This is a genomic window from Mycoplasma sp. 3341 (assembly GCF_051549855.1).
Lineage (GTDB): Bacteria > Bacillota_I > Bacilli_A > Mycoplasmatales > Metamycoplasmataceae > Metamycoplasma.
On sequence record NZ_CP196080.1, the window covers coordinates 321,571 to 345,200 of the forward strand.

At 30.1% G+C, this 23,630-nt stretch carries 22 protein-coding genes; 4 read left to right on the forward strand and 18 right to left on the reverse strand.

Translation table 4 applies throughout. The annotated features are described in order from the left end of the window. Positions 1-116: 116 nt before the first annotated feature. The 5 genes from ACSH40_RS01425 to ACSH40_RS01445 all read right to left on the reverse strand — a co-directional run bounded on the left by ACSH40_RS01425 (position 117) and on the right by ACSH40_RS01445 (position 5,150). Positions 117-2,696 carry a hypothetical protein gene (locus ACSH40_RS01425; RefSeq protein WP_438341779.1) on the reverse strand — a complete coding sequence of 860 codons (2,580 nt, stop codon included), beginning with the start codon at positions 2,694-2,696 and terminating at the stop codon, positions 117-119. Positions 2,697-2,878: 182 nt separating this feature from the next. Beyond that, positions 2,879-3,409 carry a hypothetical protein gene (locus ACSH40_RS01430; RefSeq protein WP_438341780.1) on the reverse strand — a complete coding sequence of 177 codons (531 nt, stop codon included), beginning with the start codon at positions 3,407-3,409 and terminating at the stop codon, positions 2,879-2,881. Then, positions 3,373-3,690, reverse strand: coding sequence for a hypothetical protein (locus tag ACSH40_RS01435; protein ID WP_438341781.1), 318 nt, complete (start codon positions 3,688-3,690; stop codon positions 3,373-3,375). The genes ACSH40_RS01430 and ACSH40_RS01435 overlap by 37 nt, the downstream gene beginning before the upstream one ends. 24 nt (positions 3,691-3,714) lie before the next feature. Next, a complete protein-coding gene (locus ACSH40_RS01440) occupies positions 3,715-3,972 on the reverse strand; it encodes a hypothetical protein (RefSeq protein WP_438341782.1) in 258 nt (85 codons plus the stop codon). 197 nt (positions 3,973-4,169) lie between these two features. After that, complete coding sequence (locus ACSH40_RS01445) at positions 4,170-5,150, reverse strand: leucine-rich repeat protein (protein WP_438341783.1); 981 nt, start codon at positions 5,148-5,150, stop codon at positions 4,170-4,172. 209 nt (positions 5,151-5,359) lie between these two features. Between ACSH40_RS01445 and dcm_N the strand changes: the two genes are divergently transcribed. From dcm_N to ACSH40_RS01465, 4 genes are read left to right on the forward strand one after another with little or no spacing between them, the layout of a single operon-like run. Further along, positions 5,360-6,523 carry a DNA (cytosine-5-)-methyltransferase N-terminal subunit gene (dcm_N, locus tag ACSH40_RS01450; RefSeq protein WP_438341784.1) on the forward strand — a complete coding sequence of 388 codons (1,164 nt, stop codon included), beginning with the start codon at positions 5,360-5,362 and terminating at the stop codon, positions 6,521-6,523. After that, entirely contained in the window at positions 6,511-7,119 is a 609-nt protein-coding gene (locus ACSH40_RS01455) for an MAG4270 family putative restriction endonuclease (RefSeq protein ID WP_438341785.1), read from the forward strand. The genes dcm_N and ACSH40_RS01455 overlap by 13 nt, the downstream gene beginning before the upstream one ends. A gap of 47 nt (positions 7,120-7,166) precedes the next feature. Continuing rightward, positions 7,167-7,313, forward strand: coding sequence for a hypothetical protein (locus tag ACSH40_RS01460; protein ID WP_438341786.1), 147 nt, complete (start codon positions 7,167-7,169; stop codon positions 7,311-7,313). Continuing rightward, positions 7,282-7,749, forward strand: coding sequence for an MAG4270 family putative restriction endonuclease (locus ACSH40_RS01465; protein WP_438341787.1), 468 nt, complete (start codon positions 7,282-7,284; stop codon positions 7,747-7,749). Before ACSH40_RS01460 ends, ACSH40_RS01465 begins: the two co-directional genes overlap by 32 nt. Before the next feature lie 127 nt (positions 7,750-7,876). Here the strand turns inward: ACSH40_RS01465 and rplS are convergent, their stop codons facing one another. From rplS to ACSH40_RS01530, 13 genes are all read right to left on the reverse strand, one after another. After that, positions 7,877-8,236, reverse strand: a complete 360-nt coding sequence (gene rplS / locus ACSH40_RS01470; protein WP_438341788.1) for a 50S ribosomal protein L19 — start codon at positions 8,234-8,236, stop codon at positions 7,877-7,879. Then, positions 8,229-8,900, reverse strand: a complete 672-nt coding sequence (trmD, locus tag ACSH40_RS01475) for a tRNA (guanosine(37)-N1)-methyltransferase TrmD (RefSeq protein ID WP_438341789.1) — start codon at positions 8,898-8,900, stop codon at positions 8,229-8,231. The genes rplS and trmD overlap by 8 nt, the downstream gene beginning before the upstream one ends. Positions 8,901-8,905: 5 nt before the next feature. Next, positions 8,906-9,163, reverse strand: coding sequence for a 30S ribosomal protein S16 (rpsP, locus tag ACSH40_RS01480; RefSeq protein WP_438341790.1), 258 nt, complete (start codon positions 9,161-9,163; stop codon positions 8,906-8,908). Positions 9,164-9,312: 149 nt separating this feature from the next. Then, entirely contained in the window at positions 9,313-9,849 is a 537-nt protein-coding gene (locus ACSH40_RS01485; protein WP_438341791.1) for a hypothetical protein, read from the reverse strand. Continuing rightward, positions 9,839-12,292, reverse strand: a complete 2,454-nt coding sequence (locus ACSH40_RS01490) for an ATP-binding cassette domain-containing protein (protein ID WP_438341792.1) — start codon at positions 12,290-12,292, stop codon at positions 9,839-9,841. Before ACSH40_RS01490 ends, ACSH40_RS01485 begins: the two co-directional genes overlap by 11 nt. After that, a complete protein-coding gene (locus ACSH40_RS01495; protein ID WP_438341793.1) occupies positions 12,279-13,343 on the reverse strand; it encodes an ABC transporter ATP-binding protein in 1,065 nt (354 codons plus the stop codon). The genes ACSH40_RS01490 and ACSH40_RS01495 overlap by 14 nt, the downstream gene beginning before the upstream one ends. Before the next feature lie 8 nt (positions 13,344-13,351). Further along, entirely contained in the window at positions 13,352-14,668 is a 1,317-nt protein-coding gene (locus ACSH40_RS01500; RefSeq protein WP_438341794.1) for an ABC transporter permease, read from the reverse strand. Next, positions 14,649-15,746 carry an ABC transporter permease gene (locus tag ACSH40_RS01505; protein WP_438341795.1) on the reverse strand — a complete coding sequence of 366 codons (1,098 nt, stop codon included), beginning with the start codon at positions 15,744-15,746 and terminating at the stop codon, positions 14,649-14,651. Before ACSH40_RS01505 ends, ACSH40_RS01500 begins: the two co-directional genes overlap by 20 nt. A gap of 3 nt (positions 15,747-15,749) precedes the next feature. Further along, complete coding sequence (locus tag ACSH40_RS01510) at positions 15,750-18,695, reverse strand: OppA family ABC transporter substrate-binding lipoprotein (RefSeq protein WP_438341796.1); 2,946 nt, start codon at positions 18,693-18,695, stop codon at positions 15,750-15,752. Positions 18,696-19,251: 556 nt separating this feature from the next. After that, the gene (locus ACSH40_RS01515) at positions 19,252-20,409 is read right to left on the reverse strand and encodes a YbhB/YbcL family Raf kinase inhibitor-like protein (RefSeq protein ID WP_438341797.1); all 1,158 of its coding nucleotides are present in this window, start codon (positions 20,407-20,409) and stop codon (positions 19,252-19,254) included. Next, positions 20,409-22,634 carry an SGNH/GDSL hydrolase family protein gene (locus ACSH40_RS01520; RefSeq protein WP_438341798.1) on the reverse strand — a complete coding sequence of 742 codons (2,226 nt, stop codon included), beginning with the start codon at positions 22,632-22,634 and terminating at the stop codon, positions 20,409-20,411. Before ACSH40_RS01520 ends, ACSH40_RS01515 begins: the two co-directional genes overlap by 1 nt. 8 nt (positions 22,635-22,642) lie before the next feature. After that, on the reverse strand, positions 22,643-23,473 hold the full coding sequence (gene ylqF / locus ACSH40_RS01525) for a ribosome biogenesis GTPase YlqF (protein ID WP_438341246.1): 831 nt from the start codon (positions 23,471-23,473) through the stop codon (positions 22,643-22,645). Then, a complete protein-coding gene (locus ACSH40_RS01530; protein ID WP_438341247.1) occupies positions 23,466-23,630 on the reverse strand; it encodes a DivIVA domain-containing protein in 165 nt (54 codons plus the stop codon). The genes ylqF and ACSH40_RS01530 overlap by 8 nt, the downstream gene beginning before the upstream one ends.

Below are 23,630 nucleotides of genomic sequence, written 5' to 3' on the forward strand. Positions count from 1 at the left end.
TATCTTTTAACTTGCTTAGTTCTTCTTTATCCGAACTGCTTAAAGCATTAGCTTTGTTGACAATATTTTGTACATATTCTTCTAGCTTTTGAGCAACTTCGGAAGCAAGTGGATTATTAGTGTATGGATGTTCCCTTAAAGAATTTATATTTTAATGTCTCGTCTTTTTTAGCATTAAATATATCTTTTTGGTAAGCGTCATCCATTTTTTGTAAATATGCTTTTAGATTTTCACTGTTAGCTTCGGGAGAGTTTTTATCGGCATTGTATTGATTGATAACAGACTCAAGAGTTGGAACTTGGATTCCACGTAGTGAAGAATCTTTTAATAAGTAATTGATTTTTTTAGAAATTTCAGAATTTACTTCTTCTAGTTTGTTGTAGAAATCATTTTTATCTTTTGTTGCTTCGTCATACAATGTTTCGGCATCCAATTTTGCTTTCTTTAGATCCAAAATTGAAGCATCTTTGTTTAAAACCTTAGTTTCTAGATCATTTATCTTTTGTTCTAATTCTGAAGCTTTAGTAGCAAAATTTGGTGAGTTCTTTTCTTTATCTGTGTATACATTTTTAGCTTTATTGATAGCCTTTTCTGTTTCAATATAATCTTTATTTTTTGAAAGCGCATTGTTTAGATTATCAATTTTTTGTTTTATTTGGTCATCATCATCTTTATCGTTTGGTAAAGAGTCTAAAATTGCGTCTTTTAGATGTTGTCAAGCATATGGATTTTCATCCTTGTTGATATCATCTAATGAATTTAAAGCATTAGACAATTTTTGTACAAGTGGCAGAACTTTTTTGATTTTATCTGTTAATTGTTGTAATTTTTCCAAATTAGGATCAGCAGAAGAAAGTAAATTTTCTTTTTCATTTAAAAGTGATTTAATTACTTCATTTACTTCTTTATAAGGTGATTCCTGAGAATTTTGCTCATCTTCTTCATATAGTGCATCACTTAGATCTCTTCCGCTTTTATCAAGAAGCGCTAGTGATAATTGTTTGTTAAGTTCATTATTGCTTTCATCAAGTTGTTGTTGTACTTCTTGGTATTGTTTTTGTTCACTAACCTCTTTTTGATTAAAAGCTTCTGGTTTGTTGTACTGATCTAAAAGTGCTTTTGCTTTTTGGTATGCTTGATCAAAATCTTTATGGCTATCAGTGTTATCTAAGTCAACTTTCTTGATTGATGCTTGTTCGTAACTTTGTTGTAATTTTGCTAGTGAAATTTCTAAACTTGCACCACTTGGAGCATTTTGACTTAATTTTTCGATTTGTGCTTTTACATTGTTTCTTTGTTCTTCGTTTTCAGCATTTGAATAATCTTGAAATAGTTTGTCAAGTTTATTTAAAAATGATTGTTCGACTGCGTGAGTTTGTGAAATTTCATGCGCATTTTTAAAAGCATCAACAATTGCTTTTAAATTAGAATCAAAAATTTCATTTGCTTTGGTTTGGTTTTGTTTTGTTTCAGTGTTTTTGATTGCATCATCTAATGCTTTTTGAATTGAATCTATGGTTTTATCAGTGTTTTGTGGATTACTGAATGATTCGTCAGCTTGTTTGATGATTTGTTTGATATTTTTAATATCCTGACTAAATTTAGGATCGGGATTTTGATTGTATTTGTCAACTAAATCATTTGCTTGTTTTAACAAATCATCAAGTGTTTTGTATTTATCAAGATTGGTAGTTACTGATTCTATTTGTTTTTCAATAGCTTTTAGCTGTTCTTCTTTTTGTTCTAAAGTTAAATCATTATTTTTTGAAATTAAAACTGCTTTCGCTTTTAAAGCATCTAATAAGTTAAGTAATTTTTCTTTTCCACCATTTGAATTGTCACCAAATTTATCATTAACTGTCTTTTTGGCATCCTCAACTTGTTTTTGCACTTTCGCACTACTAATAGCAGCTTCTTGGTTTAATAAAGTTTCTTGCGCTCAATTAATATCATTTTGCATTTCTTGACGAGTAGCACCATCGTAAAGACTTGTAACTAAATAAACATCATTTAACTCTCATTTATTAACAAAAGTCTGAACATTTTGTTTTATTGAAACGTCAGGAATATCGTTTTGAATAGCTTTTAAATTTAGCACCAAGTTTTTGATTTCATCTTTGTTAATAGTGCGCAATGATTCAATTGCACTTGCTAAAAATTTGGTATTCGCTTCAATAGTTCGTGGAACAGACAAGTGGTTTGTAATTGAATTATCTAATGAAGTAAGTTTTTGCTTATCTTCAACATTTAAGCCAGTGAATTCTTCGTTTTTGATTGATGTTTTTACTTGATCTTGTAATTTTTTGATTTCATTTACTAGTTGTTGATTATAAGCAACAGTGCTGATTAAATTATTGTACACATTTGAAAGGCTAGTAATAAAATCACCAATATTATCAACATTGGTTTTTAGTAATTGGTCATTTGCAAGTTTTTCAAAATCTTCTAAAGTGATTAAATTAGTATCTTTAGCGTTTTCTAAGACTTCATGAAGTTTTTGTGTGTAACGTCAAGCAAGATTGAATAAAACTTTTTTGTCTTGCAATTGGTTATAAAGTTGCACACTTGGATTTTGTATGTCTACATTGACAATGTTGTCATTTACTCAATTTGTTAAGATTCCATAGTTTTGAGCGTTGTTAGCAAAATATTGTTGTAGAGTTTGAATGGCTTGTTTTAAATCATTTTGTGACAAGAAATTAGCACTGATTTTTGAAAAACTTGTGTTAATAAAGTCATTAATATCTTCTTTAACTGTTAAGTTGTTAGCAGGAATTTTGGCATATGAATCAAATATTGCTTGCTTGAAGCTTGAAGCTTGTTTAATGTAAGAGTCTTTTGTTGCTTCGTCTAATTGTGCACTTTGAATTTCTTTAACTAATGCATCAAATTTAGTATTGATTGAATCAATGTTTCTTTTGATAAAGTGTTTAAAGCATCCTGAGTACTGCTTGCTGCATTTCTTAGAACTTGGTTGAAAATATTGTTTAAAGTTTGTGCAAAGTCACGGCTAGTATTTGGGTTAGCCATTTCATTTTTAATTGTGTCTAGAGCTTGGAAAACATTATTTTTGTCAGTTGAGTTTTTGAAGAAATTATCGTTGTAAATATCTTTTTCAATTAGTTCATAAAATTGTTGTTCTAATTGATCTGAAAATTCATTACTTTTTTGTAGCAATGCATCATAATTGGCATAGAAATTGTCAAAATCAAAATCATTAGCGTCACTATTTTTTACATTGTCATAAAGTGATGTAACTTTTGCCTTTAATTCATTATCTTTAACTAGTGATGCTAATTCGTCTAATGATGCTTGAATTTGTTCTTTTGTAGCTTCTTTATTAGCAACAACAGATTCAAATTTTGCTTTTTTTACCGACTGGGATAATTCATTTTTAAGACGATACATTTGCGCAACATCAGAATCTTTTGTTTTACAAATTCTGATGCTCTTTGTACTAAGTCACTAATTTTTTGCTTGTTGTCATCACTTAGATTTTTGTTTTCAGCCAACTCGACTTGAGTTTTCTTAATTTCATCTTCCATTGCTTGGTAAATGTTGTTATTCTTTGCATAATTAACTTCTTCAACAGAACTTTGTTTTACCAAAAGAAGTGCAGTAGTAAGACCAACAGCAGCTGCAGTTCCAGTACCCAAGGCTATCATTGAATTTAATAATTTGTTTTTCATACTTGTTCTCCTTAGTTTTGATGATTAGTTATTTTTAAAAAATCCAAAAATTCCATTTACTCTTTGTGCTTTAGTTAAAAGCAAACCATTTGCATCAGTGTTATTGAAACGAATAAAGTCTGCTAGATAAGCGATTTCAACACACAAAATCAAAAGCAGAAGCAAAGTCAAAATGATTGCTATCGCTAGTCAAATTTTTTGCCCCTTAGTCATTGGCTTTTTTTCTTTATTTTTGCTTTCTGAGTTGCTTTTAGCAACTTCCTGGCTTGTTCTTTGTTCCATAAAAAATCACTTCCTTAATTTGTTGTTTTGTAAAAACAAGATTTCTAAAATTCTTACTACAAATTTAAATAAATTTGTCGGCTTTGCAAAAAAAAAAAAAAAAATGCGAGCAATATTGCTCGTAATGCGGAAAAATACTGTTTTTTTGAGTTTTTTGACCGGTTTTTTTGACTAAAAAAATTCAGTCTTTTTTTGGTTTAATTTTCTGGTTTTTCAAACACTTTTGCGTCTTTAAATTTGAATTTTAAACGAGTTAAAAAATTCAATTTTCTTGCTTCAAAAAGACTGGATTTTTGTCACTTTGCTTTTGGCATTTTGATTTTTGAAATTGAAGAATTTGCAAAGGCTAAATCGTTTACAAAAAGTACATTTTCAGCACTAATTTTATTTATTTTATTGTCGAAATAAAAGGCTTTTTGTGCAATAAGACGAATGTTAGAACCTAAGATTAACTCACTTACTTCTTGTTTTGATTCAACTAAAATATTGTCGTAAATTAATAAGCTTTTAGTGTCTAATTTGTTGTCATTAAAGAATTTTGCACCAGTAAAAGCATTTTTAGCAACATAACTGATGTTAGGAAATTTAGCTTGTGCTAGGCTTGAGTTTTCGAAAGCATATTCACCTACAAAATCAACATTTTCAAGATTAATGGTTGATAATGTTTTTGTTTCAAATAAAGAATATGGAGCGATGTGTTTTAAGTTAGGAGCATTGATTTCTTGTAATTTGTAACAATATGCTAGGGCATAAAAATCAATGTATTCAAGAGCAGGGGCATCAAGTTTTTCAAGTGTAGTATAAGAAAGCCCTGAAGCATGAATTTTCTTAATACTTGGCATCTCAACATCTTTCAAACTGACACAACCTTCAAAGACAGCAACACCAATTTCTTGTAAATTTTTCATTTTAACTTCTTGTAAATTAATACATTGATAAAAAGCTCTTGTGCCAATAGTTTTAACGTTATTCATCTCGACGCTAACTAAGTATTTATTAGTTACAAAAACTGATTGAACCACTTCATCAATATCATTTAAAACTAAACGGAATTTAAAAGGAATTTTTTGACGATAAGCAATTAATTTGTTATTTTCAACAATTAAAATAAAACCGTCTTTTTCATTATTTATGTATGATTTATCAATTGTCATAATTAGTTCATTTTTTTCATTCATACATACCTCCTTAGAATTACTAAAATTATAAAGTCAAAAACATTTTTTGTGTCGTTTTACTTATGACGTTAAAAATGATAATTAGTTGTCAATTTCGAACGCCGGGTATCGTTGTTTTTGTATATCGTTTCGTTATAATACTTTAGACATGAAAAAGGAAATTACACTATTTGAGGCTTTCGCTGGAATAGGAAGCCAATATAGAGCGCTTGAGCGCGTCTCTCTCTCTCTCTCTCTCTAAAAGGCAATCTAAGTATAGAGTAATCAATTTAGGAACAATCGATTGATACATTGATGCTATTATTTCATATCAACTAATTCATTATGGAAAACTAAAAAAAGAAACAAAATATAGCCACGAACAAATGGCTAATCTTTTAGCACAATATACTTTTAGTGCCGATAGCAAAAAGCCAGTTGGCAATAATTATTTTATGAAAATGAATGAACAAAAGTTGGCATCAATTTTTCCTTACTTATATTCGTATGTTAACAATGATTACTTTCATCAAAAATATGGTTTCAAAAAAGACAAACAAGCAAGTAGTAACACTGATATTTCGAAATTTCAAACCTTACCAGAAGGAATTGACATTTTCACTTATTCATTTCCTTGTCAGGACTTGAGCCAGCAAGGTAAACAACGAGGTTTAACTAAGGAAACTCGTAGTGGTCTGTTATACCAGGTCGAACGAATTTTAAAACAAAATAAGGATCGTTTACCAAAAGTGTTAGTACTTGAAAATGTTAAAGCGCTAGCTTCACAAAAATTTATTCACCAATTTGAAGATTGACTGAACACACTCAAGAAATTAGGTTATAAAAGTTATTGAAAAGTAATTAATGCCGCTGATATGGGTAGTGCTCAAAATCGCGAAAGAGTTTTTGCTATTTCAATCCTGAAAGATAAATTATCAGAAGAATTTGAATTTCCTCAAAAAGTTGAAAATGGTAAAAGTTTAAAAGATATCATTCGCACAGTCAAGAGCAATGATAAACGCCTTAATTTAGCACAAAAATATGAAATGACTGATTTTGTAACAACAGCCAACAATATAACTAAGGCAAGACTACTAAATTACACTGAATTTAACTCAGAATCATACGTTTATAAGCCAATTAATAAAGGACCTACATTGACCGCTTCTGGTGCTAATGCCAGATTAAAATTCTATTTTGAAAGATCTAAAATTCTTAAGGTAATTAACTCTCAGGAAGCTTACGAGTATATGGGATTCGAAAAGCGTGACTGACAGATAGTAAAAAGCAGTGATTTAGTTTCTGAAACAAAAATGATTTACACATGTGGAAATTCAATTTGTGTTGAAGTTTTAGAACAACTTTTTAGCCAAATACTAAAATGTTTAAAATAGACAAAAACACTAGAATCTTTAAAATCCCTTTGTGTTCTAAGTCATACATTAATAAAAGAAGTAGAGGCGAAAAAGTCCTGTTCGATTTATATATTGTTTTTGACACTAAGTTTCTTTATATCAAGACATGATATGCTAACTTTCTAGAAGCTCAAATTGACTTGTATACAACTCCTTCTCACTTCAAAACTAATCCTAAGAATTTCAGACACAGAAAACAACTATTAGAAGAAAGACTTGGTTTCAAAATTCAAGAAAGACCCGACAGAAAAGCTAAGCTCATCAAGACTCTTGATGACGAGCAGTTAAAATCGCTTGAATACTATGTTAACAACAATTATTTTGAAGATGGTTGCACTTTGAAGGGTCTAATTTACCTGTTTAAAGGAAATAATCCTGGGGGTTCTGTTACAAATCCATCTTCTTCTGAAATTGTAAGTCTCCCAAGTAAAAAAGATAACTTCACAATAATCAATCCAGCATTAGCTTTTGACTCAGTTTTTCTGGATACCGATGACTTTAAGTACCAAAATTTAAATGAATTTTTAACAATTAATACTAGAAAAAAAATGTTGAATCTTTCAATGATTTTTTAGAATACATTAAATCCGATTGTGAATTTTTGTACAACTTGATAAAACTATTGAATAAGTATGATAAATCACTAAAAAACCAAAAATACATAGAAATTAAAATGTTACGTGAAAAGACTTTAAAAAAGAGTGAAAAGTACTATTGATTCATTCAATACATTAAAGATGAAGCAAAAAAAACAAAGAGCACAATATAGAGACAAAACATCAGAGTGACTTGTATTTGAAAATTTTGCTGTAGAAGCTATTGAAAAAGCACACATCTATAATGTTAGTTGAATCAAAAGAGATGCTATTGAATACGCACATCAAAACACTAGCTGAAAAAAGAGTAAGTTAGAAAAAGAAATTAATAACATTTTATCTGATATATCTAACAAATATAACTTTCTTAATCTAGATGCTACTGTTCATAAAATGTTTGACGGATATAAATTTACATTCGATGCTAAAAATGGAAATCAAGTAATACTGGATGACACTATAGCTAAAAATGAACGTATAGCAACATACTTAGAACCTTACAAGCAAATAGAACATAGCAAACTTAATAATGAGCTTAAGAAATTCATATCAAAAAGAAATGACTACCTATCAAAAAATGGATTAATTTCACAAGAAAAGATAATTTAGCAGTCTTTTTTGGTTGTTTTTGTGTCTTTTTGTAAATTTAGTCGCGCTTGCGACTTTTTATTTGCCCTCTAAATAAAAAAGCAAAGCACAGTGGCTTTGCTTGATTTGCAATCAAAAACACTCACGATTATTTTGTGTTTTTAAGTTCTTTAAGTCTTGCTGCTTTACCTTTAAGTTCTCTCATGTAGTATAGTTTTGCTCTTCTAACTTTGTTTTTACGTAGCACTTCAACGTGGCTAATTAGAGGTGAGTTGTAGTTGAATACACGTTCAACACCAATTCCGTATGAGTTTTTACGAACTATAAATGTTTTAGCTGTTCCTGTTCCGCTTAAAGCAATAACTAGACCTTCAAAAGCTTGAATTCTTTCTTTGTCTCCCTCTTTAATACGAACGTGAACACGAACATTGTATCCTTCTCTAATTTCTGGTAAGTCGCTTCTTAATTGTTTTTGTTCAACAATTTCTAATAATTTTGCTCTACTCATTTTTTAACCTTTCAATTATATCTGGACGATTTTTTAATGTTTTTTCATATTTTGCTTTTTGTCTTCAAGCTTCAATTTTTTTATGGTCACCACTTAACAGTACTTCTGGTACTTCAAAACCTTTGTAAACTCTTGGTCTTGTGTATTGTGGATAATCTAGCAAGCCATCACCTTCGAAACTTTCTTCTAAATGTGATGATTTTCTAATAACTCCCGGTGCAAGTCTAGCAATAGCATCCGCCACAATCATAGCCGGAATTTCGCCACCAGTTAATACATAATCACCAATACTTAATTCTTCGTCGACAAAATTTAGAATTCTTTCATCAAAACCTTCATAATGTCCGGCAATTAGTGTTATTTCATTTTCTTTAGCAAATTCACGAGCTTTTTGTTGATTGAAAACTTTTCCTTGTGGTGAAAGAAGAATCTTTTTACCACCAACTGTTTGCAACGCTAAATCTAATGGTTCCACTTGCAACAACATCCCTTGGCCACCGCCATAAACTTCATCGTCTACTTTTTGGTGTTTATCTTTTGAAAATTGTCTTCAGTCAATAATATTGATTTCCAAGTGACCTAATTTGATTGCTCTTGCAATAATTGATTCTTGAACGAAATTTTCGAAAAATTTCGGAAACAAAGTCAAAATATTAATTTTCATACTGATTATTTACGGTTTTTTGTGTATTCAGCGTAGAAATTGTCGTGTTTTAGAAGTTTTCTAACAGTGTCAGTTGGTTGAGCACCTTGGTTTAATCATTTAGTTAGAGATTCTTTGTTTAATACTACTTCTTTTGAGTGAGGGTTGTAAAAACCTACTTCTTCGATGAAACGTCCATCACGTGGTGAACGAGCATCGGCAGCAACAATTTTATAAATAGCTTGGAATTTTTTTCCATTACGTTTTAGTCTTAATTTAACCATAGCGTTTTCCTTTCATAATAATGTGATGTGTTTTTAATAAAACAAATTATAGCATATTTTGTTAAGGTGTCAAGCAATTTTACTTAACACCTTTCGAAGATAAAAAAACTGACTAGAGTCTGATTATTCGACCCTAGTCAGGAACAAAATTATCTAACCATAAAAGGTATTAAAATGATTTGTAAAATAATAGTTAACAAGATAAGAAATATGAATATAAAAGATGAACTTTTTCAACTAATGGGATCTTTAGAACTAATTTCTTTTGGTTGCTGGTTTTTCTGATTTCGTAAGGCATCATAATAATCATCATTAAAGCTATTATTATGTTTTCTTTGTTGTGATTTGCGAAATGTATCATCGTCTTTGTAATATTTCATACCATTAAAGGTTTGTCGGAAAAAACGAATAATTCCTCTTCCAAATCCTCTTCTAACAATCAAGGCAAGAATATTTAATGAAAAAACCATAATATTAGCTACCGTTAATGCATCACAAATCTTTAGTGTTGTTAAAGCGATTTTGTTTTGTTCAGCCTGAGCACGGTAACGAAAAAATAATATTAAAAAGAAAGTCAAAAAAACTATTATATTGACAACTAAAAAGATGATTGTTCCAGTGTTGAAACCTCTTTTTACATAACTTGAAAATCGTTGCTTAAAAGTTAATCTTTCTTTATTTGTCATTGTTCTTTTCTTCGTTGCTTAAAATTAATTCTTCAAAATAACTATCATCATCACTATTTAGTTTTAAAGTTTTAACATCACTAATTTCTTTAGTTCACTCATGAACTTGTTGATTAGTTCCGTAAACGAAGTGATTTTGACCAATTTGTCAAGTTTTCGGAACGTTAGGGAATTTTTGTTGTTCTAAGTAATTTAGTTCGAAACTTACATTTTCAAATTTTTCATTTGCATTGGAAATTTTTGGAATCGCTTTGAATAAATTGATTGTGTAAGGGTGCACTGGGTGAGCATAAATTTGTTCAGTGTCACCTGATTCAACAATTTTCCCAAGGTGCATAATTTGCACTTTATCAGCAATGTATTCAATCATTGACAAGTCGTGAGCGATAAATATTAGTCCAATGTTTTTTTCTTTACATAAATCTTTTAACAAGTTAACAACTTGAGCCTGAATTGAAATATCAAGTGAAGCAATTGGTTCATCAGCAATAATTACTTTTGGTTGAGTAATCAATGCCCGCGCAATAACGATTCTTTGTCTTTGCCCACCACTAAATTCATGTGGATAACGATATGCAAATTGTTTTAATAAACCAACATCTTCTAAAGCTTTGTAAATTATTGTTTTATAGAAAAGATTCTTTAATCTAATTCAAGCAAAAGGAGCAAAAATGTAATTTGAATAGATAAAACGCAATTTTGGATATTTGTCTTTGAAAATGATGTCTACTAAATTATGGTTTATTCCTAGTAGTAAGTCAATGTTGTGAATATCTTTAACCAAGTAGCGATACTCAATAGCAAATGATTTTTGAGTTTCTAATTTAGCGTTAACAACTGTATTGAAAGAAATAATTTCATATTTTTGTTGTTTTTTAGCTACTTTTTCGCTAGCAACTTCTTGATTTTTTAGATATTGAATGAAATTTTTGTGCACTGATTTAAATCTTTTAACTAATTCTTTAATTTGTTTTCTTAAAGCATAGTAAGTTTCATTAATTTCAACAATTTTGGCCTCAGTTGCTGCAATTAATTCTTTTCTTTCACTAACATGTTGAATATAACGTTTTTGATAGCTATCTTCAGCCAGTGAAAGTCTTTGTTTTGCTTTATTTAAATCTTGTTTAGCTTGTGCTTTATCAACAGTTTTAGGTGCCAAATTTTCAATGTAGAAAGCAATTTGGCTTTCGATGTCTTTAAATCTTTTATCAAAGTTAGCTTTATTGGTTTTTGACTGTTTTAAATACTCATCGATATTGAAATTAAACTCAGAATCAATAGTTTCTTGTAACAATTGTTTTGCTTGTTTTGAGTATTCAACATTCAGTTTGATTCTATAAAAACCAACCATGTATTCACGCAAGTGTTTAATTAAAGCTTTGATTTGTTCAAACTCTAAATATTTCAGTTCAGGATACACTTCTTTTAGAAATTCATTTGCTTTTGAATTAATTAATTCTCTTTTTAGGTTATAGATATAAAAATCTAAATTTGTCGAAAGCAAACGTGAGTTCTTTAGCATGTTTTTTTCATTTTTGAACTCATAAATATAATTTGTAAAAGCATTTTTAGAAACTTTTAAAAACTCACTGTGTTCTTTTTTGAGTGCTTTATACTGAGATCTAATATTTTTATACTCATGGTAAAGTTTAACTTGTTCGTTTGTGTAACGAAGACCTAGTTTAGCATTGTTGTAATTTTTTAAAGCATTACGTAATTCAATTTCATCTAAGTCGATATTGTCTTCACGGTAGTCTTTTTGTTTCTGGTAATAAAAGTCAATCAATTTGTTTGTATTTGAGTACATGGTGTTGATAACTTCAGTCTCCATGCTTTGCTTTTCTTCTAAAAATGCAAAGTATTGATTGAAATTATCTTCATTTGAAAGTTGGCTGTCAAAAGTTAAATTATTGAATTTATTTTCTCACTCAACAACAAAATCTTTAGCAATATTATTGAATGAACTTAAATTAATGATTTCATATTCTTGTGCTAATGATTTAAAAGTGTAACGGAAATTTTTCTTAACGTGTCTTCAGTCACTGAATAGATCTTTCATTTTCTCACGCATAATCCCATTTACTACAAGTGGTTCTTTTAGTGTTGAGAAAATGTTTTTTTGTCCATTTAGAGAAGCATGTGGATCCTGGAAAATCATTTGTACATTACGACGTAGAAACTTTTCAGTATCACGGCTAATTTTGCGACCACTAACTATTCTTCCATCTAAACGAACGAACCCGTTGTAATCATCATACAGACGCATTAATGAACGTCCAACAGTTGTTTTACCTGAACCAGACTCTCCGATTAAACCAACAATTTCTGACTCATGGACATTGAAAGATACTGAATCTACTGCTTTGTTAACGTTTGAACCATGAATAAAATATTTCTTTAGATTGTCTATTTCTAAAACAACTTTTTGCTTATCTTTGTTCATCTTCAAAAACCTTTCTAAATGATTCTAAACGTTTTACTAAATCAGGATTAAGCTCAACTTTTGGTGCATCTGGGTGCAATAATCAAGTCGCAGCTGAGTGAGTAGGACTGACTTCGATTAAAGGTGGTTCTTTAATAAAATCAATCTCTAAAGCATAGTCATTACGTGGTGCAAATGGATCACCTAACGATAAATTAGCCATATCAGGTGGAGTACCTTTAATTGAGTAAAGACGTTGTTCTTTATTTTCTGGTACTGCGCTAATTAATGCTCAAGTATATGGGTGACGTGGGTCAGTGAAAATTTCTTTTTTAGTTCCTCGTTCAACTACTCTTCCAGCATACATTACGTAAATGTAATCACAGAATTTAGCAACTACTGAAATGTTGTGACTAATTAAAATAATTGATATTCCAAACTCACGATTAATGTCATTAAATAATGCCAATACTGAAGCCTGAACAGTAGGATCTAGAGCGGTTGTTGGCTCATCAGCAATAATAATTTTTGGTTTTAAAGCAACCACCATTGTGATAACAATTCTTTGTTTCATCCCTCCACTTAATGTGTGTGGATACATGTAGAAAATTTCTTCTGCATTTCTTAGACCAAATTTTTTCAACAAGCCAATTAAATAATCTTTTTTGGCAGCATAAGAAGCCTTTTTTCACTCACTATTGTGATTTAAGGCATCAAGTAATTGTTTCCCGATTTTACGAGTTGGATTTAACGAAGTAAGTGGGTCTTGAGGTATATAACCAATTTTTGAACCACGCACTTTTTGCCAACTTTTATCTTTTTTTAGACTCAATAAATCAACATCTTCAGCCATTGCCTTGTCAGCTTTAAAAATAGTTTTACCATTAACATTAATTAAACTTTTGGATGTAACACTTTTTCCTGAACCTGATTCACCAACTAATCCAACAATTTGTCCTTCATAAATTTTTAAATCAACACCGCGAATGATGTTTAAGATTTTTTTCTTACCAGTGCGAAAACTGACTGATAAATTTTCAACGTCTAAAACGACTTTTTTACTTTTTGACATAAAAACCTCTATTTTTTATTCGCACTAATTATACGCGGATCGAGTGAATCGTGTACTCCGATAGCAATGAAATGCAATGAAAGTGATAGAGTTAGAAGGATTAATGAAGGCAATAATAAGATTCAGAAGTTATTTGAAATTTGTGGTGTTGCATCAATTAATAATTGTCCTAAGTTAACATTGTTGTTGTCTTTGTAGAAACCTAAGAAGGCAAGTGAAGCAAGAGACAAGATGATTGACGGAATTCTTTTAACAAATGAGTTAGCAATTTTTCCTAAGATTGCTGGTAGTGCATGAATGAATACTTGTCTTGTGGTCGAAGCACCAATACTTTTTGCAGCTGTAATGTATTCTTCATCTTTAACAGTAATAATAAACATTCTTGTTGAAGAAACTGGTCATGCTCAACCAGTAATGATTAGTGACAAGATTAAAGCTCAGTTGTTAACTCCTAAAATTGATACGAATAGTAGCATTCAAATTAATGAAGGTGGTGAAAGAATAATTTCAATTACCCGCATTGTTATGGTATCAATTCTTGTTCCTGCTTTGAAACCTAAATAAGCTCCAATTGATACTCCAATAATGGTTTGCACGATAGCAGTTAAAATAGCAATTTTGATTGATTCAGCAGTTGCATATCAAGAAGCTGTTCAAACATCTCTTCCGTAAACATCAGTTCCTAAAATCGAATTAACTTTTGGTGCTGAGTTTATTCAAGAGGTGAAAACATCTTGAGCTGGGAAATTGCTGTTATTTTCACTTAAATAAGCAAATAATTTTGCGTAAACAACATAAGATTGATACATTTGATAGCTATTGTAAGTAAAGGAAACTTGAACTGATTCTCCAATTTGTGAAAATGATGAAGAATTTAACAAGATTTGGAAATAATCTTTTACATATTCTGGAGTGTCATCCTTGCTTACTAAGTCTTTAATTCTTAAGTAAGTAGCAAAAACTTGATCACTGACTGCTTCTGCTCCTGAACCTGGAGTTAAAGTAACATTACGAGTTGTTATCGGACTGTTGTTAGGTGGTAAAAATTTAATAAATTCTAAGTTATCACCGGTGACTGGTTTATTTGCTTGATATTGCGATGTTGCTGGAATGATAAAAGCACACAACAATAAAGCAACAAAAATAAAGAATGAAAACGCTACATAAGGGTTCTTGAAGAAACGTTTGAAGATTTCAATAACGATTTTTTTGGGCTTACCAGCAATATTTGAAATGATTTTACGTTTATTAGGGTCAACAAAATGAATTTTTTCGTTTAATTCATTACTCAGTTTGTATTTTTTATTAAACTCTGCTGCTTTCACTTTGTCCTCCTTCGCTAATTTCTAATTGCATTGATTTGAAGATTCTTCTTCTTTCATTTCAAGATTTTAGGTAACCTAAATAGTTGTATTTTGAAGCTGATGCGTATTTAATTCTTGGATCTAGAACTACATAACTGACATCAACAATAATTTCAGTAAAGACTGATAAGAATGTAAAGAATACAATGTTAAACATCACAATATTGATTTCACCTTTAGGGAATGAGTTAATAATAACTTGTGATGTTCCTGGCACGCTTCAGTACGTTTCAATAACAATCGAACCAGTTAATAAACCAATATATGATGGAAAAATGATTGAAAACAACGGAATGGAAATATTTCTTAAAACGTGTTTTCAGAAAATTTGTCAATTACTCAAACCTTTAGTTTTAGCGATTAAAACATGGTTTGAAGTTAAAACAGTAATAATTTGATTTCGAGTATATGAAGTATAAGTTGCTAGTGAACCTAGAATAACAATGATGATTGGGGTTAAATATGACAAAATCTGTCTAGACTGAGAAAAGCCGTCCTTTTCTAAGAATACCCGTGAAGGTAAACCTAATTTAACGGCTAAATTGATTGCTAGTGGGGCGATGATGAATGAAGGCAATGCAATAAAGATAAGTACAAAAGTATTGATGATACTGTCGGTTAGTGTACCTCTTTTGTATCCTGATAAAGTTCCTAACCCTATTCCGATAATTGCACTAATGAAAAAGGCTGGTAATGAAATACGGATCGAGTAAACTAAAGGAACAAAGAATAGTTTTGGAATTGTACTATTTTCCATTCCTAACTTGGTTGCTATATCAGGGTTATAAATTGCACCTCAATCACCTTTAAAAATCCCCCCTAAATATTTGAAAAATCGAACAATAATAGGTAAGTTTCAACCATATTTAATTTCTTGTGCTTTAACATAGTCAGCTACTGGACTAATGTTTTTGGATTGAGCGTAAGTTAAAAATGGGTTTTCTTGTGAAAAAGCTGCCATTAAAACATACGAAACTAAAGAAATTAGAAATAAGGTTAAGAGTGCAAAACCTATTCTTTCTAAAATATAACGAGTCATTTTCTATTTATTTAGTTTGTAATCTGCAATGTATACGTAGTCTGTCCCAACTCTTGGAATGTCATATTGAATTGATGCTAAGTATGGAATAAAGGCTGAACGTGCTGTTACCATATTTCCATCAAGTGAAGGTCCAGTGAATACTGACACTTCATTTGCAAGTGCTAGTAATTTTTCATTTGTACTTGTACTGTTAATATTTTGTCAGAATTGGTATGAGAAAGTTCAAATATTGTCACCGAATTTTGAGTAATAATCTCTTCCTTCTTTTAGCGCAGTGTTTCATCATTTATCTGCATCTAAAAGATTGCTGAATTTAGATTTATTGTCATCATAGAATTTTTTCAATTCTTTTGATAGTTCAACTAAGTGAGGGAATGCTTTTTGCAAGCTAGCTTGTAATTCAGGTTTAGTTGCAATTTCATATAGTGTTGGTAACAATGAACCCATTCATGAGTAAGCGTCAAATCCTGAACCTATTGTTTGGTAGTCGTATCCTCATCATACAATGTCAAGGCCTGCTGCTACAAGTTTTGGATATTGCACTTCAGTTCAGTTTCCGATTGTAGCATTGAATTTAACATCTAAACGAGAATCTAGTGAGTTCAAAGTTTTTTGCACATTTTCGTACAATTTAGTGTCGTTAGCCGAAATATTTGAATATGGATAAATTAATTCTCAACTTACTTTTACATCATTTGATAGATTATTTTCTGCATAGAATTTGTCCAACAATGCTTTTACTGCCACTTTTACTTTGTCATAAGCAGCTGATTTGTATTGATCTAAGTCATCTGAAACTTTTAGAATTGCATTTTCATTGTCTTTTGGAGTGATTGAAGAATTGTTGTCATTTAAACCTAATTTGTTTCCGTCTTTATCAACTGCATACAATGCGTTAATTTCATTATATTTATCACGTGGAGTGACTTCATCTTTAGCAGCTCATTCAGCTTGGTTTGTTCCACCAAAAGGTGTATCTTGCGCAAAACGAACTAATCATTCACGAGCATTTGGGCTTACAGTAAATGCTATTTTTCTTCAGTTTAAAGCAGCATTAGTTAATGTTCTGAATTCTAAACCACTTCCAGCGATAAATGATGTTACATCTTTTACATTTCCATTAGCAATATCTTCTAATGAAGCACCGTACATTAATTTTGCATATGCATCATTGTAAGGGTATTTAGCTTGTCATCCTGGCACTTGATCAGTGTATTTTTTGTCTGATTTTAAATCTTTTACTAAAGAAGATAGATTAGTTGGGAATGCAGAAAGAAGATCACGAGCTACTCATGTTTTTAAGTTTCTTGATTGGTTATATCTGTAACCTCAAATGTCTTTAGTAAATTCACTTCGTTGTGCCGATGTTAAAGAAGAATAAGAAATTGCTGATGTACTTCCTTCTTTGTATTGGTTGTATTGTTGGACTTTGAATGCTTCAGGGTTTTGACTTAAGTTGTAATTTTCAACGATTGTATCAATTGTTAATCCTGAATTTACTCAATTTTGATTTCAGTATGAATGGTTTTTTCTTAGTTCAGTTGAGTTAATTGTTTTTGTTGGTAAGTAACGTCCTGAGTATAAAGTAGCTTTTGGAGTAATTCCATATCAGTAAATTCCTGCTTCTTTTGCAAGACTATTGTATTGAGAATCTTTTAGTGCACTTTCTAATTGAGTTTTTTCATCACTCTCAAGATTTCCTCAATATGGAGAACTTGCATCAATATTATTGGTATTTTGTTTAATTCAGTCACTAGGTGCCGCTGATCATTCAAATGATTTAGCAACTTGTTCAAATAAACCATAGAAATTAGGCTCTGTTGCTCCATCAACAAGACTAAAAGTATAAGCATCTAAATTATTGTACTGAGCTTCAGATGTTTGTGTTTTGGTTATAGCTTTTGATTTATCCAATAGTGCTGATAAGTCGATTCCGAAGGCTTGGTAGATGTAAGCATTTGGATATTTTGATTTTTCACCATAAATGTCTGGAGAACCCATTCTTGTTGAGATTTCATTGATGATTTTGTCTAAACTTTCAGTTCCACCATTTTCTAGTCTGAACCCTTTTGAATTAGCAACAGTACGAACAAAACTTACATAGTAGTCTTCGGCTTTTGTTTTAGTTCCTGAATCTTTACCATCACCATCTACTCAAGCATATTCACGAACAACGAATTGCATACTTTTTGCGTCTTTTAAGACATCTTTGAAGTGTTGTGAGTTAATTGAACGATCATTACTTGAAGTTGCTTGGTTATCCATGTATCTAAAATGAATACCATCTGCTAACATTACTGGTTTTTGTTTATCAATTGAATCTACTTCATCATTGTCGAAAACAACTACTGAACCATCGTTTTTAGTAACTAAAATGGCCTTTGCACCATCAAGTGTATATCTTCAGTATGAAGGACGAGTAATCAAAATTTGAGTAGTTGGTTTACCATCATCAATCACTAATTTTGTTTCATACGTTGCTTGATTTAAACCTTGCATACGAACCAATAATGTTGATGTTTCTGAAAGACTTGCAGCATTTCCTAATGAACCATATCCTCTTGAACCTTCATATATGAAGGCACGGTTTGGAGCATCAGTGTTATAACTTGTTGATCATTTTTTAAGACTTGCAACTGTTTGTTTACCTTGTCAGTATTTTAGAGCATCACTTTTTGATTTTGAAATCTTAGCATTGTAATAACTTTGTAAATCTGGTGAATAAGATTTATATAAAGAATCATTTACATCGATATTTGGTTCAACACTGTTTTGTGAATTTTGACTTCCATCTTGGCTTCCACCTTCGGTTTTACCACCACCAGTACCACCACCACTATTTGTATCATCACATGAAGCAGCGATAAATGGCACAGCACTGGCACCTAATCCTAAAACTGTCAATGATGAGAGAAGAAGCGATTTACGTCACTTAAGTTTTTTCATTTTTTTCTCCTTAATTGTTTTTAGATAATTTTGTTATTTCTTGCTGCTTTTAAAAAATAAAAGCTAGCACTTAACCGACAAAGTTAATTGCTAGCTTTTAGAATTAAAATTATTAAAAATAGTTTCAATTTTGGGATAAACCACAAGAATAACAATTAATTTTGACTTTATTTATGTGAAAAAAACGGACTTCTTAGCCTTTTGTCGAATTAAAGTTTTGGCAAAAAGCTAGATTGCTTTCAAATTTAGTTTTTGGTTATAAATTAATAATAATTCACTTAATAATAAAATCAAAATTTGAAAAGAAAATAATACATGTGTTAATAAACATGTATGTCATATAAAATGTACACTTGCGTAATGAGTTAAATGTAGTCATTTTACTTTTCCTTTCGCAAATAATTATAGACATATTTTTATTTTTTGTTTTCAAATTATTTTTTAAATTTTCTTTGGCATGAAATTAAGAATCTTAAAAAATACGAAAAAGATGCAAAATAATCAGTCTTTTTTAGTGTTTTTAATAAAAAGGTAGGTTTTTAACCCACCATAATTTTTATTTGAGTTTGAATTTAATGATTTTTTCGGCTATTACTTTATTTTTAATTAGCCGATAGGCATCCGCTACGTTGTTAGCTTTTTGGCGCTCAGTTATGTTCTGATCTAAAGCGTAAACTACCATTCAATGGAACTTGTTTTTTGTTTTTGACTTTTTGATTTTAAAAACATTTCACTTATTTTGACGATTAACGAAATACTTTTTAATTTCTTCTGGCATAATCGACTGCTGACTAAATGAATTATTAATGTAGTGACGAGCGCTCCGTTCTTCATCTTTAGTAAAGTCGTTTTCTATAATAATTGTTCAATCTCCACTTTGTGGTTTGATACCTAAACATGCAAACTCACAACTTACTAATCCTCATTGTTGTGCTGTCGAAGAATTGAAAATAAAAATTGCATATTCTTTAACATTTTTAATGTTTTTAATTTTTATTAAGGGAGTTGAAACCTTCAAGTCTGGTTTTGACACACTGTCGATATCAAAATAATATTTTTTGGGCAAGTGAAGAATGTTTTTATCATCTTGCTCCAAAGCAGGAATAGTAACTTTTAGGCCGTCGACTTCTTTGTTTTCATTTAAGACATAAAACATTCCATGAGTTTGACTTTCATCGGCATATAAGTTACCTTCTGAATCAGTTAATGCTTGTTGCGAAGCAAAAGTTAGTACCCCTTCATCAATAACGTGGTTTGCAATTATTTCTTCCATATCGTTTCAAAATAATGGTTTTGATGTATCAACAAATTTGCTTACATCTTCAAAATCTAAAGCATAAACACGCACTTCATAAGTATGATCTTGGTCAGGAGGACAAGGCCCGTAATAACGTGAAGCATTATCATCTAAATATTGACTTGGTAACAAAATTTCATTAACATTTTTTGATAGTGAATTTTCAAATTGCACTATTTCATTTGCTTTCGAAATACTTGAATTACGACATATATGGTCATTGTGAATATTGAATGCTATTCAGTGAATAAATGACATTCCCACAACCCCATTAGCTTCATGATCAATTAAACTAATAGCATAAGATTTTGCACCTTTTACTTCTTCTCAACCAATGTGTGGTGAGTGTGGTGAACCTAAACCGTTTTTTAGTTCAATGACATTATAAACATTCATTGTTTTTGAATATACACGCATTATTTTCCTTTCTTAGTTTCTTGACTATGTGCTTTTTTAGCTTTGGTTAAGATTAAGTGGATAGAACTTGATGAATAAAAGATTTTTCCAAAAATTCTTGAATATAAATAAGCTTTGGCAAAGAATTTACGTTTAATCATCTTGCGACGTTTTTGTTTTTCGGCACTGAATAAATAATCATAAATTGAAATTGTTTGTGCTTCTTGCAACAACATTGTTAACAATTTGTTCAGTTTCGGCTTGTTGTCAGAAACAAAATATAGCAAGTTTGAAATTGCTCTTTCAATTTTTGCGTTTTCTTTTTCGCTTAGTTCAAAATTAATTTTGTAAATTGAAAATAAATTTAATTTAATGAACTGAATTGATTTGGCAAAGTTTTCTTTTGAACTGATTTCTTTTAGAATCTTGTCAAAATAGAAAATGATTTTGTAGTGGTTTTGTTTTAATCAGACGTATCATAACTCGTCAAAAGATCTTAATTCTGAGTATTTTTTGATATTTAACATAAAGTTATTGAATAAGAAATCAATAAATTCTTTAAAACTTTCTAGTTGCGCCAAATAATCACGACTGTAACTATATCTTTCATCCAATTTATGATTGATGAGTGTTTCCAGAAGCGGAGTAGTCAAAATTTCAGTCATAAAATCATAAACAATATTTCATAACTCTTCTTTTGAATCATTAATAAATTTTGCTTTTAGTAAATTTTGAGCAACTGGGTAAACTAAATTTTGTCTCTTAATAACATTATTTTTTGACTCAATAATATCAGTTCAAGCAATTTGATTTTTCTTTGTTAAATTTGTTTGAACTGTGTAAATAAAATTATCAACATGGTTGTTTTCAAGTAAGGTAAGAAAAATTTCCTGACTTCATTTCTTACCTTCTAAGAAATTTAAAAGATTTTGTTTAGTTTTATATTCTTGTGGTGCGGAAGCAAACTTTTTCTCGATATATCTTGTTAATGTACTTCCGAATCCCATTTGCAAATGTTTTTCTAATGCTCTAGTTGCTTCAGAAATGCGATAGTTGGGTAACATTAAGTTTTTGATTTCTTGTTCATAGTAATCGTCTAAAAATAATTTATCTCCACGATTCATACCTAAAACTGCCAATATTAAACCTAAACTATTGGCTTTAAGGTTGAAAATTTTGCGATAACTATTGAAATCTTTTTTGTAGATATTGAATTTTGGTAAAAAATTCAAAATATTATCAGAATCATCCCCATAGACTTTTGAAACATAATTGTCATCTAATCCAAGTTTTAAAAGAATACTTTGTGCCATATGTTTGTACCCTTTTTCAGTTGGATGAATGTCTAAAATGTTTTCATATAAGAAATTTTTGTTAGTGATTCAAAAATCGCGATCAAAACTGTCGACATACATATTGTTAGTTCTATTGGCAGCTTCTTTGATTGCGGCATTTAAATATCCCAACATAATATCACTCATTTTTTCAGAACTGATATCAGTGGTTGAAAATGTGTCATCTAAAGCATTTTTAAAGTGAATTAAAGGTAAAGGATAACCAACTAAAACTATGTTTGTTTCGCTATTTAAAGCTCTAATTTTAGTAATTACTTGCTCTAAATCACTAACAATTTTTTCACTTGTTATATGTAAATGTTCTACAACTTGCGAAAAAGCAAAGGCGCGACGTGAAAGATTTTTAACAGCATAAAAATTACGTAATAAATTTCAAGGAATTTTAGCTAAAAAATCGTTTGCTCCTAAGGTTACAACAACAACATTAGCATTTTGAATTTTTGCCTTAATTATGTCAAAATCACCATTACCGAAATTAAAGTTTTTAAAGTAAGGGTTTAATTCATGTTGAAAAGGGTTTTGATCATTATCATTAATTGAACGAATAAAATCCATTTCATTTTGCAATGAAACTGAAACTTCACGCTTAAAATCTAGCAACTCACTATATTGAGCTGCTGTTATTGCGCTAAAACCAAAATTATCATAAGAACTTAAAAAGTGGGGTCTAATTTCTTCTATCATCCGCACTAAATAGGCAGGATAACTTAAACCTATAACTTTTCTTTGTTCTTTGTCCAAATAACCACAAGACTGAAAACCAAATTTTGAGTTAAAACCAGCTGAAATTGAATCACCTAAAAAAACAATTCTCAAGTCAGAATCGATAACTTTTGTGTGTATTGGTAGTCTATTGTTATCTTTAAATTCAACAAAATCACGAAAATCCATACTTTCTCCTAGTCGTAAATAATGTTTTTTAGATTTCTAAAATAATTAATTAAGAAATTATAAGTTTCAGTAAATAAAACTTGTTTGTTTTTATCTAAAAAGTTTTTCTGTCTAGCAAGTTGAATAATGTTGTTATAAATTATTTCATCTTCTTGCGATGCTTCTAAATCTAAAGCTTCTAAGGCTTGAGGTTTATATTGTGAAACTAACCTGTATGCTTCATAACAAAAATCTTTTAAGTCTAATGCTTCTTTTTTTATTGAACCGATGACAGCTAATTTGACAGCTTGCATTTGATCATCAAATTTAGGTCACAGCAAACCAGGAGTATCTAAAACAATGAATTCGTTATTACAATTTACTCACTGCTCTGACCGCGTTATTCCTGCTTCATTACCAACTTTAGCTACTTTAGATTTAGCTAAAATATTGATTAGCGTACTTTTGCCACTATTTGGAACTCCTAATACTCCAATTTTTAATGGTGGAACTTTAAAACCTTTTTTAGTATTTTGTTGTTTTTGAGTATAAATTTTTTTAATTACTTTTGTTAGTGCATTGTAAGACTTATTATTGTCTTTTAAATTTAAAAAAACTATTTCATCGTTGGGATTGTTAAATGATTTAACAACTTGATTAAAACGATTTTTATCTACAAGATCAATTTTGGTAAAAGCAAAAATCCGCTTTTTGTGTGGTGAGATTTTATCAAATTCGGCATTGTAAGAACTAATTGGACAACGGGCATCCAAAACAATAATAAAAACATCAAACAACTTTTCTTTTTGTTTGATTTGGTCGAATGCCTTTTTCATGTGTCCTGGAAATCAATTAATCATTTTTTAACCTTGCCTTCAATTTTTCAATTTCATCAATGTATTCAACAATATCTTCAATCAAAAGATCAATGAATTCATCAACTTCATCAGCATTGTAACCGTTAATTGCCGGACTAAATTTCATTTTCACAATTTGGTCGACAGTAAGTTTTGGCAT